The organism is Larkinella arboricola (genome assembly GCF_003259745.1).
In the GTDB taxonomy this organism is placed as follows: Bacteria; Bacteroidota; Bacteroidia; order Cytophagales; family Spirosomataceae; genus Larkinella; species Larkinella arboricola.
Genome location: NZ_QLMC01000002.1, coordinates 107,369 through 126,491 on the forward strand (window position 1 = coordinate 107,369; position 19,123 = coordinate 126,491).

Sequence of the window (19,123 nt, forward strand, 5' to 3'; positions counted from 1 at the left end):
TGGTGTTCTAACGTCAGAATGGTACACAACAAAACAATGATTCGTAAGCGTATTACTGCGGTTTTATGCCTTGGCTTGATCAGCATAGGCTTGAGCGGTTGTAAGGATGAGCCAGCGGCTAAAAACTCACAACCGTATACCGGTCCATTAGAGGAAATCAACGACGTGCAGGTGCTGTACAGCGAAGCGGCTCAGTTGAAGGTCCGAATGACCACGCCGTTGCAGTATAAATACCAGACCAACGACCGGGTTTATCCCAAAACCGTCAACATTGAGTTTTACGGGCCTGACGGTCAGGTGGAAACTACATTACGGGCGGACTCCGGACGCTACGTGCACGCCCAGAACTTCTACCGCGTAATGGGCAATGTGGTCGTAGTGAACAAGAAAAAGAATCAGGACCTATACACGCCGGAACTTAACTGGAACCCGACTACCAAGAAGGTTTATACCGAAAAGCCGGTTAAAATCCTTAGCAAAGCCACCAACGAGCGGTTGGAAGGAATCGGACTGGATACCGATCAGTCGTTCTCACACTATTTCATTCGTAAGCCTACGGGCATTTTCCGTCTGGCTGAAGGGAATCCGTAAGCGTTACGGTTTCTGCTGATCCCGGCACACGTCCAGCACTCTGCTGACTTCTTTCACGTCAGAAATGACGGTTTCGTCACCCCATTTGTTGTAAATGTACGTCGTAATGGCGGCCACGTCAATATCCGTCAGTTGGGGGTTGGCCGGCATGGGCCGTGAAAACCGTTTTCCATTTACGGTAATGGGTTCGTTCTGCCCAAAGCGAATCAGACAAATCACTTTTTCTTTATTCTTCAGGTAGTCAGAACCGTTGATCGGTGGATAAAGCGCTTCAAGTCCTTTACCGTCGGTTTGATGACAATTCGCGCAGTGTTCGGTGTAAAGCTGATATCCTTCTACAAAATACTTCTCCTTTTTTAGCTCTTCCTGGCTCTGGCAGGCCGTCTGAAAAAACAGAAACAATACCGCCAGTCCGATCAATACTCTTTTCATTGCTTTTTATATTCAGCCAGCAGCCGGTCAATGTCGGCCATGAGTTTATCCGCTCCTTCTTCCGTTGTGCCGTCGTACATACCCCGGACGTGCTTTTCCTTGTCCACCAGAACAAAGTGCCCGCTATGGAGCAATCCGCCCGGCGCACCGGCATCTTCCTGCGCAACCACCATGTAGCTTTTTCCGGTCTTGAAGACTTCTTCCTTGGGGCCGGTGGCAAACTGCCATTGGGTGCCAGTAACGCCCAGACTGCTCGCAAATTCTTTTAGAACGGCGGGCGTATCGTGCCGGGGATCAATCGTGTGAGACAGAAACATTACATCTGGATTGCCCTTGAATTTATCGTAAACCCGTTTCATCTGGGTTTTCATTTTTGGACAAATTGTCGGGCAGGTAACGAAAAAGAAGTCGGTTACATAAATTTTACCGTCGTAGGTTTTGTCGCTAACGGGCAAACTATCCTGATTGACAAACTGAAATGGCGGTATTTTATAGTAAACCGTGTCGGTTACGGTTTTTCCGTCGACGACTTTGGTTACGGTGTCGCGTTCGCCGAAAATGGGCAAGCGGTTTTCGGATGAAGAACAAGCGGCAAAAAGGGCCAGTACCGTGACCCAAACACTATTTTTAAGAACGGAATGCATACTTTTTAAGAGGAAATCAAAGAATTGAAACGCGTTTATTGAATAGTTTCTTCTACGTATTCAACACGCCTACCGGCCTAAGAATTTCTTGGCTTCTGTAATTCCGCTGTTTATTTTCTCTTTCACGACGGTAATTTTTGCCAGCTCCCGATCCAGGTATATTTTCGCCTGTGCGGCATCCATCCCGGTTAAGGTATCAGCCCGGTAGTGATTCATCCAGTCGTACATCAGACTATCCGCTTCGGTCAGTGATTGATTAATAGCGATTCCTTCCTGCTGACGGCTTTTCAGGCTGGCCGTTGCGGGCGTAACCTTCGACAGACTATCAATTTGTTTGCTTATCTTCTCTTTCAAGTCCATCAATTCGTCCGAATGGGGCATCACTTCGTCGTGAACAGCCATCACCTGATCCTGAATCTGCTGGATTTCCTTTTTGTCGTCGGACTGCTGGCAGGCAGTAACAAGTAAACTAACTAGTACGGTGGAGAGGAGGTTGCTTTTCATGAATGTTTGTGGAAATAGGCAATACTACATTGATCTTATTCTTTACTAGGCTTTCTGCGACAGAAGCTCTTTCGCGTTTTTCAGTACGCTGGCCGACGGGTTGTTACCGCCAATCATCTGGGCAATTTCCTGAATCCGCTCGCTTTGGCTAAGCTTTTTAACCCGGCTGACGGTACGGTTGCCCGAGTGGTCTTTGTAAACAAAATAGTGGGCCTTACCCTGGGCAGCAATCTGGTGGAGGTGCGTAATGGCGATAATCTGGTGATTATGAGCCATGTCTCGCATCATATTTCCCATCTTAATCGCGATTTCGCCCGAAACGCCCGTATCGATTTCATCAAAAATGATTGTGGGTAGCGAGCGCTTGCTGGCCAGAATGTATTTGATCGCCATCATCAGACGGGAAAACTCACCCCCCGAAGCAACATTTTTCAACTGCTGCGGCTTCACACCCTTGTTGGCGCTGAACAGGAATGACACCGTGTCAATGCCGGTGCTCGTGGGCTTGCCAGTCTCCAGGTTAATTTTCAGTGAAGCATTGGGCATACCGAGGTCGGTCAGTAACCCGTCGATTTGTTTTTCGATCTGGACAAGCACGGTCTGACGAGACTCCGACAGGGCCTGAGCGCTTTGCATCAGTTGTTGCAGGGCGGCTTCGCTGGCGGCTTTGGCCGTGGCCAGTTCTTCGTCCGAGTTCAGGATTTTACTGACTTTCTTCTCCAGGTCTGCCTGAATCTCCAGCAATTCGGCAACGGTTTTGACGGCGTGTTTGGTCTGAAGCTGATAGATCAGGTTCAAGCGTTCGCGGATGGTTTCGGCCCGCAAATCGTTGGTCTCGATGCTATCTTCTTCACTACTGATTTCATTGGCTAGGTCCCGCAATTCGATGAGGGAACTCTGAGCCCGGTCACGAAGCTGATTAAATCGTTCGGCCAGACGCGTGACGTAATTCAGATTATTAACGACGTTCTTGAGGTACACTACCACCGACTGTTCGGCGTTGTCCAGGTAATCTGACGACAACTGGAGTCGTTCTTTAATGTCCTCGGCATTCTCCAGAATCGTCAGTTCCTGCTCCAGTAACTCCTGTTCGTCGGCCTGCAATTCGAGTTTATGAAGTTCTTCATACAGAAAGCTGTTGTAGTCAAACTCCTTTTTCATGCTGGCTGTCTCCTTCAGCAGTTGCTCATACGTTTCCTGCTGAAGCCGGTATTCCCGGTAATCGGTACGGTATTGACGCAGCAGGTTGTCGTTCTGGGCGTAGGTGTCAACAATTTGTAACTGGTACTCGTTAGAACCCAGCAAAATAGTATCGTGCTGCGAGTGAATATCCATCAACTGACTCGTAACCCGCCGGAGAAGATCGAGCGTGACGGGGGTATCATTGACGAATGAGCGGGATTTGCCACTGGGACTGATTTCCCGCCGGACCACGCAGGTTGTATCGTAATCGAGGTCAATCTCCTCAAATAAATTTTCAATAACGTAGCCCGACACGTCGAACATGCCTTCGATAACGCATTTTTCAGCCGGGTTATACAGTACTTTGGTATCCGCCCGATTCCCCATCAGCAAACCAATGGCGCCGAGCATAATGGACTTTCCGGCCCCCGTCTCACCTGTGATGATGTTCAACGCGGTATCGGGATCCATTTCCAGCTGCTCGATCAGGGCGTAATTTTTTATCAATAAATGCGAAAGCATAACAACGTTCTAAAAAGGAGCTTTTTCGTCCAGAATGACTTCGTCGACGGTTTCAATCGGAACGGTATGCCCGTGCCCTCGATTGTCACGCACCGACAACTCAACGCCCTGAATACCGAGGAGTCGACCGTGGAGCGTCCGGCCGTCGATGAAAACAACATCTACTTCGGCATTTACTAATTTGGTAACTCGTTCGGCCAACCGATCGTTTAGAATTTCCGTCGCCCGAACGCGAATTAAACGTTTCCCCATGAGTTATCGGAGTAGCTTTCGATACACTTCGGTTTTAGCCGGATCAAGTGTCGACAACAGGGTGAAGGCCTTTTGCCGATCTTCGCGGGAGCCTTCGTTCATGATGTTGAACAATTCTTCTCCTTTCGCGTCAAAAAAAGTATTGATAACCACCGAATTAGGCCGCTGTTGGCTGACCTGCCGGATCGTCGTCAAAACGTCCAGAACCTGTTGCCGCGAGTTGGCGGGATTGGCCGTAAAGTTATCCAGCGCCTGACGGTGGTAAGTATACAACGCTTCGTGATAAGGAACAAATTGCTGACTTTGAAGATTCTCAATCAACCAGTATCGATTCCGGATGTCTCCCTGCGCCCCCCAGGCGCCCCCACCAACGGCGCTCTGATTCGCCAGCGACATGATGTTGTAGGCTCGCTGGAAAAAGAGCTTGCCGCCCTGTTTGCTAAACGAATCGTAATCGACGCCCAGCATAATCAGCGCGTGGAAAGCCAGCAGCGAAGTGAGTTCGTTTGAATACGAGTTCTCATTGAAATACATGGGGTCACTCAGCCGATACGGGAAATTAAAGGCATTATCAATGTATCGAAGCGTAACCGTCTCATAATTACTGCCGTAAACCGGGCGGGTAACGATTACCTGAGCGCGTCCTTCATAATAATTCTGAGCGGGTACTTTCAGAATATCAATGATCAGTTTGCAGTTGATGCGTTCTTCCGGATTAAAGGCGTCACTGGTCCAGCGCCGGTTATTCAAAAAATCAGTAATAAACGCCTGGAGCTGCGGAAAAATCTGGCGGTCGGTTACCTGGGTCGACTGGGCCTGGTTAAAATTAACGGTTACCTGGCAGTTGAGTTCCTGCGCCAGACCGACCCGGGGCGAGAAGCCGCTTATAACCACCAAAATCAGAATTATTATTCGAAATTTCATACCATCGAGAGCTGTTCCTGAACGAGGTTTAGCAAATCTTCGGCCACTTTGTCCTTGGATTTCAGATCAAACTCATAAACCCGTTCCTCTTTATCAATAACGGTAATTTTGTTGGTATCGTGTCCGAACCCAGCCCCCTGATCACGCAAAGAATTCAGAACAATAAAATCGAAGTTCTTCGCCTGAAGTTTTGCCGTAGCATTGGCCAACTCATCATTGGTTTCCAGGGCGAAACCCACCGTAATCTGGTCTGGTCGTTTCTGGTGTCCCAGTGTAGCGGCAATATCAACCGTCCGGGTCATTTCCAGCGCAAAAGCCGTTTCTTTCTTTTTTATTTTCTGGTTGGCCGGGCGCAAGGGCGTGTAGTCGGCCACGGCAGCAGCCAGAATGACCACATGGGCCCGGCTAAATTCCTTCGCGGTTGCTTCGTACATTTCCTGGGCCGAGCGCACCGAAACCCGCCGAACGGTTGGGTCGGGGAGGGGCAATACCGTAGGACCGCTTACAAGCGTCACTTCAGCGCCAGCGTGAGCAAATGCGCGGGCAATTGCGTAGCCCATTTTACCACTGGAATGATTGCTAATAAACCGAACGGGGTCAATGGCTTCCTGCGTCGGACCAGCGGTGATGAGTACACGCTTATGCCTGAAGAGAGGGCGCTGGGACAAATGCCGTTCTAAATCCTGGATAATATGCTCCGGCTCAGCCAATCGTCCTTCTCCCACCAGACCGCTTGCCAATTCGCCGTGTTCGGCCTGAATAAGCTGGTTGCCGAACGATTCAAGCCGGCGAAGATTTTCCAGTGTAGTGGGATGGCGGTACATATCCAGGTCCATCGCCGGAGCCAGAAAAACCGGGCATTTGGCCGATAGGTAAACGGCTGACAACAGATCATCGCAAAAACCGTGGGCCAGTTTGGCCAGTGTATGCGCCGATGCGGGGGCGATTACGATCAAATCGGCCCAAAGGGCCAGTTCGACATGGTTGTTCCACTGGCCGTCGCCCTGGCTACTCGAACCGGTGTTAAAAAAGTTTGAATAAACCGGCCGTTTTGATAAGGTTGCCAGTGTCAGCGGAGTAATAAAATCCCTGGCGGCCGGGGTCATGACGACCTGAACCTCCGCTCCGAGTTTGACTAACAATCGGATTAACAAGGCCGATTTGTAAGCCGCAATACTTCCGGTAACACCCAGAAGAATTTTTTTTCCGCTTAAAGTAGACATCCTTTCGATCGATAGAGACACAAAACGAACCGGGGAAGCGCAAAGATCACAAAGAGAGGGCGCTGATGGCGTTTCTCCGTGAGCTCTGTGCTTCCCCGGTTCCTGGTATTACGATAGAATTACAGGGTGTTAGAGGCCTCTTCGTCGACCGTCCGCCATTGCAGTTTACCCTCCAGAAACTCGTCCGTAGCTACGGTTGTCGGTTTGGGAAGACGCTCGTAATACTTCGAAATTTCGATCTGCTCCCGGTTTTCAAACACTTCTTCTAAATTGTCGACTGCCGAAGCAAATTCCGATAATTTATTGCTGAGTTCTTCTTTCATTTTACTCGAAATCTGCCGGGCCCGCTTCGAAATAATCGACACGGATTCATACAGATTACCCGTTGCTGCCGCAATCTTATCGGTATCGCGGGTGATGAGAGAAGGATTACTTGCCATAGTTTTCTTTGTTTTATGAACGAATGCCGTTCGTTACAGACGCGCCTGCTAGCTGTACAGATTGTTTAGTTAGCGGCTGTTGCAGTAACTTTTGCGGGCTTTTGTTGTTGATTTTGTTTTTCTTTTTCCTGCTCGGCGATTTTTTCCAGCTCTTTCCGGCTGTCTTCATACATCCGTTCGGCTTTTTTAATGTCCGGACTTTGCGGGAATTTATCGACCAACGCTAGGTAATACGTGACCACTTCCTGGTGGCGTTCCTTTAACTTATCTGCAAAACTGTTTTTGGCCAGATTATATTGAGCATCAACCCGGAGATAGGCCAGTTCCTGATTGAATTTCGAGTCTGGGTATTCGCGCAGGAAGTTGGTAATCGACACCACCGAAGAACGGTAATTGGCAATGTTGGCTGCGCTGGTTTTGTAATACAGTTTCGCCTTGTCGTATGCCTTCAGTTCGAGTTTGTTGCGCAGGTCGGTAATATACTGCGTACATTCCTGACGGAAAGGGCTCTGCGGGTTGGCATTGATAAAATCTTGAAGGGCGGCCATCGCCGTCAGCGTATTGGACTGATCTAAGTTATAGTTGGGCGAATCCTTATACAGGGAAAGCGCATAAAAATACATCGCTTCGTGGGCATAATCGCTCCGCGCAAAAGTTTCGTAAAATTGCTTGAAATGAAACGCCGAAAGCTGATAGTTCTGCTGCTGGTATTCGCAGTGAGCCCGGTAGAACTGGGCCATTTCAGACTCTGTACTTCCTTTCAGAATAGGAATCAACTCTTCAAACAACAAGCCTGCCTTGTAAAATTCACCTTTCTTGAAATAGGCTACGGCCGCCTGGTATTTTTGTTCGTCCGTGCCCGTTTTCTGTAATTTCTGAAACGGACTGCATGATGCAAAAAACATCAGCAACGCAACTACCCAAAGACCTGCTTTCCAACTATACTGCATAGATTGCAAAATTAATAAAAATCTCTCTAAGAGTAACGATTACTACGCTTAAATAGTGCAGAATCAGCGGAAGATCGTGTGCAAAAAAGAAGCAGTAAACAGAGCCCTGTCTACTGCTTGTTGTAAAGGTAATCTTTTTATTGGTGACTAACCATCAGCTTTTTCGTGACAATCTTTTTGCCGTCGAGTGATAGCTGATAGAAATACAGGCCGGAGTTCATATCCCGGGTAATAATCCGGACTTTTCGTTCGTTTCGATCTAGGGTGTGATCCGCTACCTGGGCTCCCAACACGTTGTATAATGTAAGCTTTGCATCTTTGACGTTACCTGAAATCTGGTAATCAATTTCGGCAAATTCGTTGGCCGGATTAGGGTAGATATTCGATACCGTAATCTGGTCATTCGAATACATAATCTGATTATCATTTTTCCGGTTTTCCTCTGCCGTTGGCGGACGGTTTTCGAGAGATGCTAAATTTCCAGCTTCTGCACTGGTTGTACGAGCCGGCGTTTTATTAGCGGAATTTAATAACTGATTTCGGTAATACTGATTAATCGCGGCATTTTTCTGGATCGTTACACCCCGGTCCAGACTGGCAACGGTAGGGTGTTTCAGAAACGGGAAATTACGGGAATGGATAACACGGCCGGTCGGAGTGGGTTTTTGTCCCAACTCCAGCCGACTCTTAGGCTTGCTGCTATCGGTTTGAGCCATCAGGCTCTGCGATAACAGTAAGGCCAGTCCGGTCAGCCAGGCATATAAACGTACAGGTTGTTTCATAAAAATTCATTCAGCTTTTGGGTGGATATATTACCCCATCACAAACATATTTAATAAAAGCGGGAAAGTCAACGACCACAAACTCGAAAAATTGCTGGTGATACCCCCTTTTTTGTCAATTAGAACCTTAGAGTAACCTAAAGGTTTAAAAGAGTCTCAAAAAAATATTTATAAATCCCAGACTACCTTTTAATTACCGGTTTTACGAACCGGCTTTTTATTTAATTCACGTTCCAGGTCGCTCTCCGTAGTCGACGAACGCACGGGATTCGTGCCGGGGCTGCCCACTGCCTTTTCGGCTGGACTGGTTGCATTTTTTTGAAGCATCCCCTTGAACTTTTGCTCACCAACGGGCACCTCCCGCTTTAGTGTGGCCGAAGCCTGGGCTGGTGCCGGGTTATTTTTACCCGGTTTGGTGCCGGAGCTAACGGGCTGGCCCGACGACTGTTCCGGTAAACCCAGCAGCCGCGCCCTTGTCGGTCGTTCCGCTATCCGCCAGTTAAAACCGTCGAGTTTTTTATCGGTGTCTTTCAGTTCTTTCGGAGGAACCAGTTTCGAATCGGGTTGTCCGTAAAAGCTAATCTTTTTCACTTTGCGATCGGCAAACCGGATGGTCATTTTACTACACAACACCCGGTTCATTCCGATCATTTTATTCTGCTCGTCAACGGCAAAATAGAGACTTTCGCCATTGCCTTCCACAATCACCCGGTCAATATCCGAGCGGTCTTTCTGCTGGTCATAAGCAAAAAAAGCGGTCAGCGTCCGGCCTTTTACCTGGTTAAAGTTCTGCAAAGTATCCTGTGATATGACGAAAGAATGGCCCCGAAGTAACATCCTATAAATCCGGTTGTTCTTTAACAAGGCCGTTATGGAATCGCCTTCCATCTGATAATTTGTACTCCACACGATGGGATCCCGGAAAAAATAGATCGTTGAATCAACGGTTTCGTACACAATGGAATCACATTTACTTTGCAAATCATTTTTAAAAACCTGGACATTTTTATGCCCGATCAGTCTTCGATACGTTGAATCTGCCGTCTTGCTGCCTTTCACCAGTTTCGGGTTTGGCAGTTCAAACGACCAGAGCGTATCGGCCCGCATAAACAACGTATCGGCTTTCGTTATACTCTTGACAAGCGCGTGACCCGTCATCCGGGCTACGCCGGCTTTTCGGTTATACCGCCCGAAATCACCCGTCAATGTCGTTCGGTCGTTCTTGGAAACCAACACCACGTTACCGCGGGCGGTGTAAAAATCACTGGCGTTATTGCCAAATAACGTATCGCCCGTCAGGGTGTACTTTTCGGTTTCGATGGTTGCCCGGCGCTGAAAGTTCGACAAACGGGATACGGTGTTGTAATCACCGTCTTTGGCAATCAGCGTCCCTTCCTTGCTTACAATTTTGGTCGGCCCCTGAAACGTGGCAATCTTACTCAGCGAGTTGTACAGCAACGAATCAGCCGTTAGCGTATACTTCGGGTTAACCAGCCGAACATCCTGACGAAATGTAAACAGCTTGGTCCGCGTGTCGTAATACCCTTCCCGACTAGTCAGAATATTTTCCCGGTCTACAATCCGTCCCTTTACGGGATAATAGGCGATGCCGGTATTCAGGTCATAGTCCAGACGGCGGGTGGTAAGCGTCATTTTTCGGTCTTTCAGAACCACCGTCCGGCCTGTCACCTTGGCCTGCCGCGTTCCTCCGTAATAGAACATGGTATCACCCCGAACGCTCAGTGTATCCCCCTGGGTCATGCGCACGTTTCCGTAGGCTTCAATGACATTGGTGGAGAGGTTCTGAATAGCTAAGTCGCAGTACATCAGTACATTTTTCTGCTGAAGCTGCACATTGCCAATCAATTTCCGGATCTCCTCCGTTCCCGACTGCAAGCCTTCCAGTTGGTCGGCGCGTTTCAAAATCACAAGATCGTTCGTACCGCCAGCCGAAGGGCTGCCGATTTGAGCGCTTGCCGTACCCGCCAGCAAAACCAGTATCCAAACCAGTAGCCTGTGAATCATTTTGTTATTATAGACGCTCTTTTTATTCAAAGGGTTGCTAAACATGAAAAAAAATCTTCTGAACCGTCTAAACTTGGATTCCGTGGATTAAAGGATTAACTATGATGCTTCGCGGTCTATGGAATCCCGGTTAATCCTAACGGCCTGCGGAATCGGTTTCGACATTCAAGTGCAAAAGTATGGCTTTACTGCAAAACGGGGCGCTGGAACGCCGGTTTTTAAGCTTTATTAACAGAGAACAACTTTTTGACCAAACTGATTGCATTCTGCTGACAATTAGCGGAGGACTGGATTCGGTGGTAATGGCGGAGTTGTTCCGGTCGGCGGGGTTGCGGTACGGAATGGCACACGTAAATTTTCAGCTTCGTGGTGCGGAGTCGGAGGGTGATGAAGCGTTTGTGAAGGAGTTGGCAGAACAACACGGTGTCCGGTTTCATACCGTCCGGCTGGCCGCTAAAAACGAGTCCGAAGCGCAGGGCATTTCGACCCAGATGGCCGCCCGGAAATTGCGGTATGACTGGTTTGAGCAGGTAGCTGAGGAGTTTGATTACGCCCGTATTGCAACGGCTCACCATCAGGATGACGTCCTGGAAACCATTCTGTTGAATCTGGTGCGCGGAACTGGGTTGACTGGGCTAAAAGGGGTGCCCGTCCGTCAGGGCCGAATCATCCGCCCCCTGTGGTTTGCTGATCGGACGATGATTGAAGCCTACGCCCAAAACGGGGGGATACGCTGGCGAGAAGATAGTTCCAACGCGTCTGATAAATACCACCGAAACCGGCTGCGCCACCAGGTCGTTCCGGTCCTGAAGGAGATCAATCCGAACCTGCTCGAAACGTTGCAGACGACGGTGGCCCGGTTGCGGTCGGCGGATGCCCTGGTCGATGCCGAGATTCGCCGGTCGTGGGAAAAGCTGGCCGAAATGCGTCCGGAAGGCATCTTTCTTTCCATTGAGCAACTGCTGCTGCTGGAGGAATGGGAGTACCGTCTGGCGGAGTGGTTGAAACCGTACGGTTTTCAATACGCGCAACTGGGGGATATGGCAGAGACCGTGCGGGCAGACGGCTTTGGTCAGCAGTTTTATTCCGCAACCCACCTGCTCATTCGGGATCGCGACTACCTGATGATCAAACCCCGGCAGGCGGCTCCGGCACAAACCCTTATTCTGGATGCGATACCGGCCACTACGCTGAACGTTTTCGGGCAGTACGAACTTTATTTTGAGTTAATTCCGCGATCGGGTGATTTTCAGATTCCAGTGGATTCGAACATCGCCTGCCTGGATGCCGAACGAATTCAATGGCCCCTGACAATCCGGATCTGGCAAAACGGTGATCGCTTCCGACCCCTGGGCGTAAAAGGACACCAGACCGTCGGAAATTTTCTGACGAACCGGAAAGTAACCATTGCCGAGCGACAGTCGGCCCGGGTGCTGGTGTCGGGCGACCGGATTGCCTGGCTGGTCGGTTACCGGCCCGATGATTATTTTCGCATTACCGATCAAACCCGGACCATTCTAAAGATCGAACGACGCTTTCCGGCCCAACGCTGACCAAAAGCCGTTAACGCATTCGTTTTCATCTTTTTGTTTTTCTCCCTTGTCTGCTGGCATTATCAGAAAATACCCTTATAATTGTGCGATGTACAAGCAATTTAAAGTTAGGTTCCATATGATTCACGAACCACTAGATTCATTATGAACTATTTACGTTTACTATTGAGTGTTATTTTTTCGGTAGTGGCATTGGCGGTTCAGGGCCAGAGCACACGCCTGAAAGCGGCCAATAAACAGTTTGAGAACCTGGCGTATGCCCATGCCGCACAGGCATACGAAGACTTTTTGCGGGTTGATAAACGGAAAGATCCCGCCGAGACCCAGGAAGCCTATACGAAGCTGGCTTACAGCTACCGGGCGCTACAGGACACGAAAAACGCCGAGCGGATTTATGCCGATTTGATTAAAGAGTTTCCGGAAACCGACGCAAAAAATTACCTGTATTACGCACAGGCCCTGGCTGCCAACGGAAAATACCGTGATTCCCAAAAGATGTACAGCAAGTACGGTGAGCGGCAGAAGGAAGATCTGCGTGGCCGGAAATTTACGGTTTCGTACATGGACATGAGTCGGTTTTTTCAGGATTCTTCCGCATACCGGGTCGATTATTTGCCCATCAACTCACCGCAGGCTGATTTTAGCCCGATGTATTACCAGAACGGTCTGGCGTTTGTATCGGCCCGCAACGAATCCGGACCCGTCAAACGAATTTTCGGCTGGAATCAGACTCCGTTTCTGGATTTATACCTGTTTCCCGATACGACCGAACTGCGGACGACTCCCAATCCTGGCGTTCAGGCTGCTTCGCTGGGAGGAGGAGACGTTATAACGGAAAGTACGGAAGTGATGCCGGGGAATGATAGGCCGCTTTCGAAGACCGAAGTGTTTAGCCGAACGCTCAACACCAAGTACCACGAAGGCCCCATGACTTTTTTCAAGGATCAGAGCCGGATTATTTTTACCCGCAACAACACGGCTAAAGGGAAAAATGGGAAGAGTGCCGACGGAATCCGGAAGCTGAAACTGTACATCGCCCAAAATAACGGCGGAAGCTGGCAGAACATCGAAGAACTGCCCTTCTGTAGCAACGATTATTCGGTAGGGCATCCGGCCCTGTCGGCGGATGATACCAAACTGTTTTTTGTGTCCGATATGCCGGGTGGATATGGCGGAACGGACCTGTATGTGGTTGAATACAAGGATGGGCAGTGGTCGTCGCCGGTAAATATGGGCAAGGAAATTAATACCGAGGGCAACGAGATGTTTCCGTTTGTTGACGAAAATAATAACCTGTACTTCTCGTCCGATGGCCACGAAGGCCTGGGGGGACTGGATTTGTTCTATGCCGAACTGCGCGACGGAGTGGCCTTCAAGGGTGTCCAGAATCTGGGGTATCCGCTTAATTCTGAGAAAGATGATTTTGGGCTGATTACGAGCCAGAACCGTTCGACCGGTTACTTCAGCAGTAACCGGAAACGCGGTGTCAGTGATGATAATATTTACAGCTTCCGGCGCACCTGTAAACAACTCAACATTTTTGTGTATGACGCAAAAACCAACGAACCCATTGCCGTAGCCGATGTACGGGTGATTAAAGCGGGTGTAAATCAGGATTTGCGTTTTACAGGAACCGACGGCAAAACCGGTTTTTGCGTGGACGCCAACGTCGACTATGAGTTTAAGGCCATCAAGGAGGGCTACGCCACCAACAGCGTTCGGTTTTCAACCATGACGCAATCGGAACGGCCCGTCCTGAACGTGTCGATTTATCTGGAAAAAAGCGAAAATACGCTGGTAAAAGGCACGGTAAAAACCGAAGTAAACCAGCAACCGGCGCCGGGCGTGACCGTCACCCTGCGAAACGATAAGGACAAGTCGGAGCAGCGGGTGGTGACTGGATCGGACGGTAAGTACGAATTTGAAATGAAGCCCGGCGCACCTTATACGCTCACGACCGAGAAAAACCGGTATACGGCCAACCGGGAGAAACTTCCCAAAATGAAAGCGGGTAAAAATCCTAAACTGATTGAAAAACAGCAGGGCATTTACGGCGAGGGGGATGTGTTTGAACTGAAAAACATCTATTACGATTATAACAAATTTTTTATTCGGCCGGATGCTGCCCGCGAACTGGATCATCTGGTGGCGCTGCTGCGGAAATACCCGGAAATGAAAATTGAGTTGCGCTCACACACCGACAGCCGAGCCAGCGACGCCTACAACCTGCAACTATCAACCTACCGCGCCCGGGCCGCCGTTGATTACCTCGTTAACCGGGGAATCGAGCCAAACCGTCTGAGCGCCCAGGGCTACGGCGAAAGCGAGATTCTGAACGGTTGCACGGATCAGATTGCCTGTCCTGAAAGCAAACATCAGCAAAACCGCCGAACCGAATTCAAGATTGTAACGGTGCAGCGGAGTAACCCCGAAATAACGGGAAAATAAGGACGGTTTTCGCCATCCGGAATGGGTTGAAACCGTACCTTCGCCGAAAAAGGCAATGTAGTGATAACGATTCGACCTATCAGACCCGAAGAGACGTACCCACTTCGTCACGAAGTTTTGTGGCCCGACAAACCGTTTGCGTATGTAATGCTGGCCGAGGATGCCGACGGGTATCATTTCGGTGCTTTTCGCGAGAACGAGCTGTTAGCGGTTATTTCCCTGTTTGAGAAAGACGGTATTGCCCGCTTCCGAAAGTTTGCCACCCGCCCGGACGCCCAGCGGCAAGGCATTGGCTCTCATTTGTTAAATCAGGTGATCGACAAAGCCCGACAACTCGGGGCCGACAAACTCTGGTGCGATGCCCGGCTTTCGGCGGCTGCTTTTTACCAGCGATTTGGCATGGAACCGGAAGGGGAGGTGTTTTTTAAGGATGAGATTCCGTATGCGAAATACGTACTCCCTTTAAGCAATTCGCCCACGGTTTGAGTCGTGGGCGAATCGCTTATTTAAAACTATTAATCATGCTGTTGTGCAGGGTTCGGGGGCTCCAGTACCCGCTGGCAATAATCCGGCGGACACTCAATAACGGATTTTCCTCGTCGCGTTTCTTTTCGGCTAGCTGATAAGCGCCCAGATAACCCCGCTTCTTTAATTCAACGGTAGCTTCGTGATTCCAGAGCCCGAACGGATAAGCGAAATGTCGAACGGGTTTGCCCGTAATCGTTTCCAGCTTTTTGGTGGGTTCCTCGATTTGCGTCACCCAGTCTTGGCCCTGGTATTTCTTGACATTATGATGGTCCCAGGTATGGCAGCCGATGGTATGTCCCCGGTCGGCCAGGTCCTTGATCTGCTGTTTATCCATGTAATGCTGATAACCCCGGCGGCCGATGGAGGCTGTCATGATGAAAAAAGCTCCTTTAAAACCGTGTTTTTCCAGTTCGGGCGCGGCCAGTTCGTATTGTTCAAGATCACCGTCGTCGAAAGTGATCATCACCGGTTTTTCGGGTAAAGGTGCCCCAGTGGCCAGATAGGCGTAAAGCTGATCGGGCGAAATAGACTGGTAGCCGCTGTCGGCCAGCATCTTGATCTGATCCTTGAACACCTGCACCGGCATGATGTAACTGCGGGCGTTTTCGGAATCCTTCGGACGCCATTCGCGGATCTGGTGGTAACACAAAATCGGTACCTGTTTACGACCTAAAATGGTGGCGGCATCGGCAATCTTGCTGGCCGGAATGCTCGCTGGATCGATGTTGGCAGTGGGTTCGGGCTTTGATTCCGGAGCGGTTTTTTCCTTTGGGTCTTCAACCGAAGCGGCACTGGCTTCCAGTGTGCTGGTCGAAGCCTGTTGTTGTGTGCAGGAAAAGAACGGCCCAGCAGTAAGTGATGAAATCAGAATGGGTAAGAAGAGACGGCCTTTGAAAATCATCGTTAATCCAGACAACAAGATGGTAAATTGAACTCATTCCCGGGCAATATACAGAAAAGGTCACTTCTGAAGTGATGCGAAAATTGGTGGAATTGTTACCAGTTGACAATCAGGCTGTAGAAAAATTAAAAACGATTTTCCGGCCTGGCAAATGGATTATACTGCGGATTGCTGGTCTTCTTTTTTCAACCGGGCATCCAGCCAGAACGTACCGAACGGAACCAGCGAGGCAACAAAGGCAACCAGAACCCGGCCGAAGGACCAGCGACGGTCAAACGTAACGGAAACAAGAGAAAGCATATAGGCTACAAACAGAACACCGTGAGCCCAGCCCACCAGTTTGACGGCCATTGGGAGGTTCGCCCAATATTTTAACGGCATGGCAATTCCAAGCAGAACCAGGTAGGAGATACCTTCCAGAATACCGATCATACGAAAACGACCGAGCGACGATTTAAGCGAAAGTGACATAGTACAGTTAGCGATGGATATGACAAAGATAGCGAGGGTTCGCTAAATTAATGGAAACGATGAGACGGTATTGACACGTCTAAAATCCGATACTAAAAAAGGCAAGCCGGAGCCTGCCTTTTCAAGATTTATTAACAGGGAAGTACGGGATTAACCAACGCTGCCTTCCAGACTGATTTCGAGGAGCTTCTGAGCCTCTACGGCAAACTCCATCGGCAGTTGATTCAGGACTTCCTTGGCGTATCCGTTGATGATCAGGGCCACAGCCTGCTCCGTCGGAATACCCCGCTGGTTGCAGTAGAACAACTGATCTTCACCGATTTTGGACGTCGTGGCTTCGTGCTCGACGGTCGCGGTCTGGTTGTTTACTTCGATATACGGGAACGTGTGCGCTCCGCAGCGGTCGCCCAGCAGGAGGGAGTCACACTGGGAGTAGTTACGGGCGTTTTCGGCCCGTTTAAACACCTGCACCAGCCCCCGGTAAGCGTTCTGGCTCCGACCCGCCGAAATTCCTTTCGATACAATCCGGCTTTTGGTGTTTTTACCGACGTGGATCATCTTGGTTCCGGTATCGGCCTGCTGGAAGTTGTTTGTAACGGCTACGGAGTAGAACTCCCCGATCGAGTAGTCGCCTTTCAGAATCACCGACGGATATTTCCAGGTGATAGCCGAACCGGTTTCCACCTGCGTCCAGGAGATTTTCGAGTGCGCTCCTTCACAAATACCGCGTTTGGTAACGAAGTTGTAAATACCGCCCCGGCCTTCTTTGTCGCCCGGATACCAGTTCTGAACCGTCGAGTACTTGATTTCGGCTTCCTTAGCCGCCACCAGCTCAACCACAGCCGCATGCAACTGGTTTTCGTCGCGCATCGGGGCCGTACAGCCTTCCAGATAACTTACATACGAACCTTCGTCGGCCACGATCAGTGTCCGTTCAAACTGCCCGGTTCCGGCGGCATTAATCCGGAAATAGGTCGATAATTCCATCGGACACCGAACGCCTTTCGGAATGTAACAGAATGAACCGTCGGAGAAGACCGCCGAGTTAAGGGCCGCAAAATAGTTGTCGCGGGGTGGAACCACCGAACCCAGGTATTTGCGGACCAGTTCAGGGTGTTCCTGAACGGCTTCGGTCATCGAGCAGAAAATAATGCCCAGATCTTTCAGTTTATCTTTAAACGTAGTGGCAATGGAAACCGAGTCGATAACGGCATCCACTGCAACACCCGACAGGCGTTCCTGTTCCTGTAGGGAGATACCAAGCCGCTCAAAAGTAGCCCGCAGTTCCGGATCGATCTCGTCCAGACTGTTTACGGTTTTCTTTTGCTTTGGAGCGGAATAATATTTAAGTGCCTGATAGTCAATTGGAGGATACTTCAAGTTTGACCAGTGTGGTTCTTTCAAAGTTTCCCAATACCGATATGCTTTCAACCGCCATTCCAATAACCATTCCGGCTCGTTTTTCTTGGCGGAGATGAACCGAACAATGTCTTCATTCAGACCCATCGGTGCTTCATCCGCTTCGATTAATGTTTCGAAACCGTACTTGTATTCGGAATTGGTAATACTTTCTAAAATTTCAACGTCTTTGCTCATGATTGGTTGCGGACTAATACACGCAAAAGTCTATAGGATAAACAAAACGGATGGGAGGTCTGTTCCGCTCAGGATAGGCAAATATCGGAAAGTTTCCCGTTACTTCGTATAAATGTCTAGAATCCGGTGGTCTTCAACTGGTTTGGTGGGCCGTCAGTCTTTGTCCATCGGTACGTTGACGCCGAAAGGAATGGGACGCGAAATCCGTTCTTCCAGCGAAATAAAGGTTTCGGTCCGCTGAATCCCGGCTACTTTCTGAATTTTATCGTGCAGCACTTCGCGCAGGTGCTGGGTGTCGCGGCAGACTATTTTGGCAAAAATGCTGTAAATACCGGTAGTGTAGTGAATGTTAACCACTTCCGGAATTTTCAGCAATTCGGTCGCGACGGTTTCGTACAGGGAGCTTTTGTCGAGATAAATGCCCAGAAAACCGCTGATGTCCCACCCCAGTTTGGTGTGGTCAATCACCAGTTGCGAACCCCGCACGATCCCCATCTGTTCCATTTTCTTCATCCGGACGTGCACAGTCCCTCCTGAGACGAAAATCCGTTTTCCTATTTCGGTGTAAGCCATATTGGCATCTTCCATTAACAGGGTCAGGATTTTGAGATCAACATTATCAATCTCTAAATTTTTTTCCATCTAAGTTGAGAAAATTTTAATTTCATCAACAAAATACGCCATATTTTGAAAAAACAGAAATTTTTACAAAATTTTTATAAAAGATTTGCAAATGAGTGGCGTTTTGTATTAACTTTGTATTGTTAAATCAAAGCAGGCAGGTCAAGCGGTGATGATTTGACAAAGTTCTACTACACTGTAGGGTGTCGAAATTGGCAGACGTGCCCTCCTGTCTCGGGGGTGGTGAGTTCGGGATAAACGCAGCATAATGCCGCTTGCAAAAGCGACTGGGGTTGACCACCAGAAGTTGTACTGTAGCTAACCGCACCGTGGGTGGTTCGAGTCCCCCTCCTACAGCACTGGCTTAAATGCCGCAACAAAATTAATGGCTTCGGCAGCTCAATTCTGTAGCTGCATTCCGATTGGTTTTTAGTTTGTTGATGAAGTGTAATCTTAACACGCCGGCTCAGGTTGAGGCCGGCGTTGTTTGTTTTTAAGCCATTTGCGCTTTCTTTGCCATTCTGACGGCGGACC

The 19,123-nt window shown here is 49.4% G+C and carries 19 protein-coding genes; 4 read left to right on the forward strand and 15 right to left on the reverse strand.

Annotated elements, in window-relative coordinates; all coding sequences use genetic code 11:
* Positions 1-36: 36 nt before the first annotated feature.
* Entirely contained in the window at positions 37-591 is a 555-nt protein-coding gene (gene lptC, locus LX87_RS07495; protein WP_229310582.1) for an LPS export ABC transporter periplasmic protein LptC, read from the forward strand.
* A gap of 3 nt (positions 592-594) precedes the next feature.
* Here lptC and LX87_RS07500 read toward each other — a convergent pair whose 3' ends face one another.
* From LX87_RS07500 to LX87_RS07550, 11 genes are all read right to left on the reverse strand, one after another.
* Positions 595-1,023: a c-type cytochrome gene (locus LX87_RS07500; protein ID WP_111627604.1), complete on the reverse strand. Its 429-nt coding sequence runs from the start codon at positions 1,021-1,023 to the stop codon at positions 595-597.
* Complete coding sequence (locus LX87_RS07505) at positions 1,020-1,667, reverse strand: SCO family protein (protein WP_111627605.1); 648 nt, start codon at positions 1,665-1,667, stop codon at positions 1,020-1,022. The genes LX87_RS07500 and LX87_RS07505 overlap by 4 nt, the downstream gene beginning before the upstream one ends.
* Positions 1,668-1,736: 69 nt before the next feature.
* Positions 1,737-2,171: a hypothetical protein gene (locus tag LX87_RS07510; RefSeq protein WP_111627606.1), complete on the reverse strand. Its 435-nt coding sequence runs from the start codon at positions 2,169-2,171 to the stop codon at positions 1,737-1,739.
* A 45-nt stretch (positions 2,172-2,216) separates the two neighbouring features.
* Positions 2,217-3,875 carry a DNA repair protein RecN gene (gene recN / locus LX87_RS07515; protein WP_111627607.1) on the reverse strand — a complete coding sequence of 553 codons (1,659 nt, stop codon included), beginning with the start codon at positions 3,873-3,875 and terminating at the stop codon, positions 2,217-2,219.
* A 9-nt stretch (positions 3,876-3,884) separates the two neighbouring features.
* The gene (locus LX87_RS07520; protein ID WP_111627608.1) at positions 3,885-4,127 is read right to left on the reverse strand and encodes a hypothetical protein; all 243 of its coding nucleotides are present in this window, start codon (positions 4,125-4,127) and stop codon (positions 3,885-3,887) included.
* Positions 4,128-4,130: 3 nt separating this feature from the next.
* Positions 4,131-5,051: a type IX secretion system protein PorD gene (porD, locus tag LX87_RS07525; RefSeq protein ID WP_111627609.1), complete on the reverse strand. Its 921-nt coding sequence runs from the start codon at positions 5,049-5,051 to the stop codon at positions 4,131-4,133.
* The gene (coaBC, locus tag LX87_RS07530; protein WP_111627610.1) at positions 5,048-6,274 is read right to left on the reverse strand and encodes a bifunctional phosphopantothenoylcysteine decarboxylase/phosphopantothenate--cysteine ligase CoaBC; all 1,227 of its coding nucleotides are present in this window, start codon (positions 6,272-6,274) and stop codon (positions 5,048-5,050) included. The genes porD and coaBC overlap by 4 nt, the downstream gene beginning before the upstream one ends.
* 119 nt (positions 6,275-6,393) lie before the next feature.
* Entirely contained in the window at positions 6,394-6,714 is a 321-nt protein-coding gene (locus LX87_RS07535; protein WP_111627611.1) for a DNA-directed RNA polymerase subunit omega, read from the reverse strand.
* Positions 6,715-6,779: 65 nt separating this feature from the next.
* Positions 6,780-7,664: an outer membrane protein assembly factor BamD gene (locus LX87_RS07540; RefSeq protein WP_111627612.1), complete on the reverse strand. Its 885-nt coding sequence runs from the start codon at positions 7,662-7,664 to the stop codon at positions 6,780-6,782.
* A 137-nt stretch (positions 7,665-7,801) separates the two neighbouring features.
* Positions 7,802-8,446 carry a T9SS type A sorting domain-containing protein gene (locus tag LX87_RS07545; RefSeq protein WP_111627613.1) on the reverse strand — a complete coding sequence of 215 codons (645 nt, stop codon included), beginning with the start codon at positions 8,444-8,446 and terminating at the stop codon, positions 7,802-7,804.
* Positions 8,447-8,635: 189 nt separating this feature from the next.
* Positions 8,636-10,471, reverse strand: coding sequence for an OstA-like protein (locus LX87_RS07550; RefSeq protein ID WP_111628321.1), 1,836 nt, complete (start codon positions 10,469-10,471; stop codon positions 8,636-8,638).
* A gap of 179 nt (positions 10,472-10,650) precedes the next feature.
* Between LX87_RS07550 and tilS the strand changes: the two genes are divergently transcribed.
* From tilS to LX87_RS07565, 3 genes are all read left to right on the forward strand, one after another.
* Positions 10,651-12,024, forward strand: a complete 1,374-nt coding sequence (tilS, locus tag LX87_RS07555; protein ID WP_111627614.1) for a tRNA lysidine(34) synthetase TilS — start codon at positions 10,651-10,653, stop codon at positions 12,022-12,024.
* 144 nt (positions 12,025-12,168) lie between these two features.
* Positions 12,169-14,472, forward strand: coding sequence for an OmpA family protein (locus LX87_RS07560; RefSeq protein WP_111627615.1), 2,304 nt, complete (start codon positions 12,169-12,171; stop codon positions 14,470-14,472).
* 60 nt (positions 14,473-14,532) lie between these two features.
* Positions 14,533-14,958, forward strand: coding sequence for a GNAT family N-acetyltransferase (locus tag LX87_RS07565; RefSeq protein ID WP_111627616.1), 426 nt, complete (start codon positions 14,533-14,535; stop codon positions 14,956-14,958).
* A 16-nt stretch (positions 14,959-14,974) separates the two neighbouring features.
* Here LX87_RS07565 and LX87_RS07570 read toward each other — a convergent pair whose 3' ends face one another.
* From LX87_RS07570 to LX87_RS07585, 4 genes are all read right to left on the reverse strand, one after another.
* Entirely contained in the window at positions 14,975-15,901 is a 927-nt protein-coding gene (locus LX87_RS07570; protein ID WP_111627617.1) for a polysaccharide deacetylase family protein, read from the reverse strand.
* 156 nt (positions 15,902-16,057) lie between these two features.
* Complete coding sequence (locus tag LX87_RS07575; RefSeq protein ID WP_111627618.1) at positions 16,058-16,372, reverse strand: DUF3817 domain-containing protein; 315 nt, start codon at positions 16,370-16,372, stop codon at positions 16,058-16,060.
* A gap of 150 nt (positions 16,373-16,522) precedes the next feature.
* Positions 16,523-17,968 carry a Fe-S cluster assembly protein SufB gene (sufB, locus tag LX87_RS07580; RefSeq protein ID WP_111627619.1) on the reverse strand — a complete coding sequence of 482 codons (1,446 nt, stop codon included), beginning with the start codon at positions 17,966-17,968 and terminating at the stop codon, positions 16,523-16,525.
* Between the two features lie 153 nt (positions 17,969-18,121).
* Positions 18,122-18,610, reverse strand: a complete 489-nt coding sequence (locus LX87_RS07585; RefSeq protein WP_111627620.1) for an Lrp/AsnC ligand binding domain-containing protein — start codon at positions 18,608-18,610, stop codon at positions 18,122-18,124.
* Between the last annotated feature and the right edge of the window lie 513 nt (positions 18,611-19,123).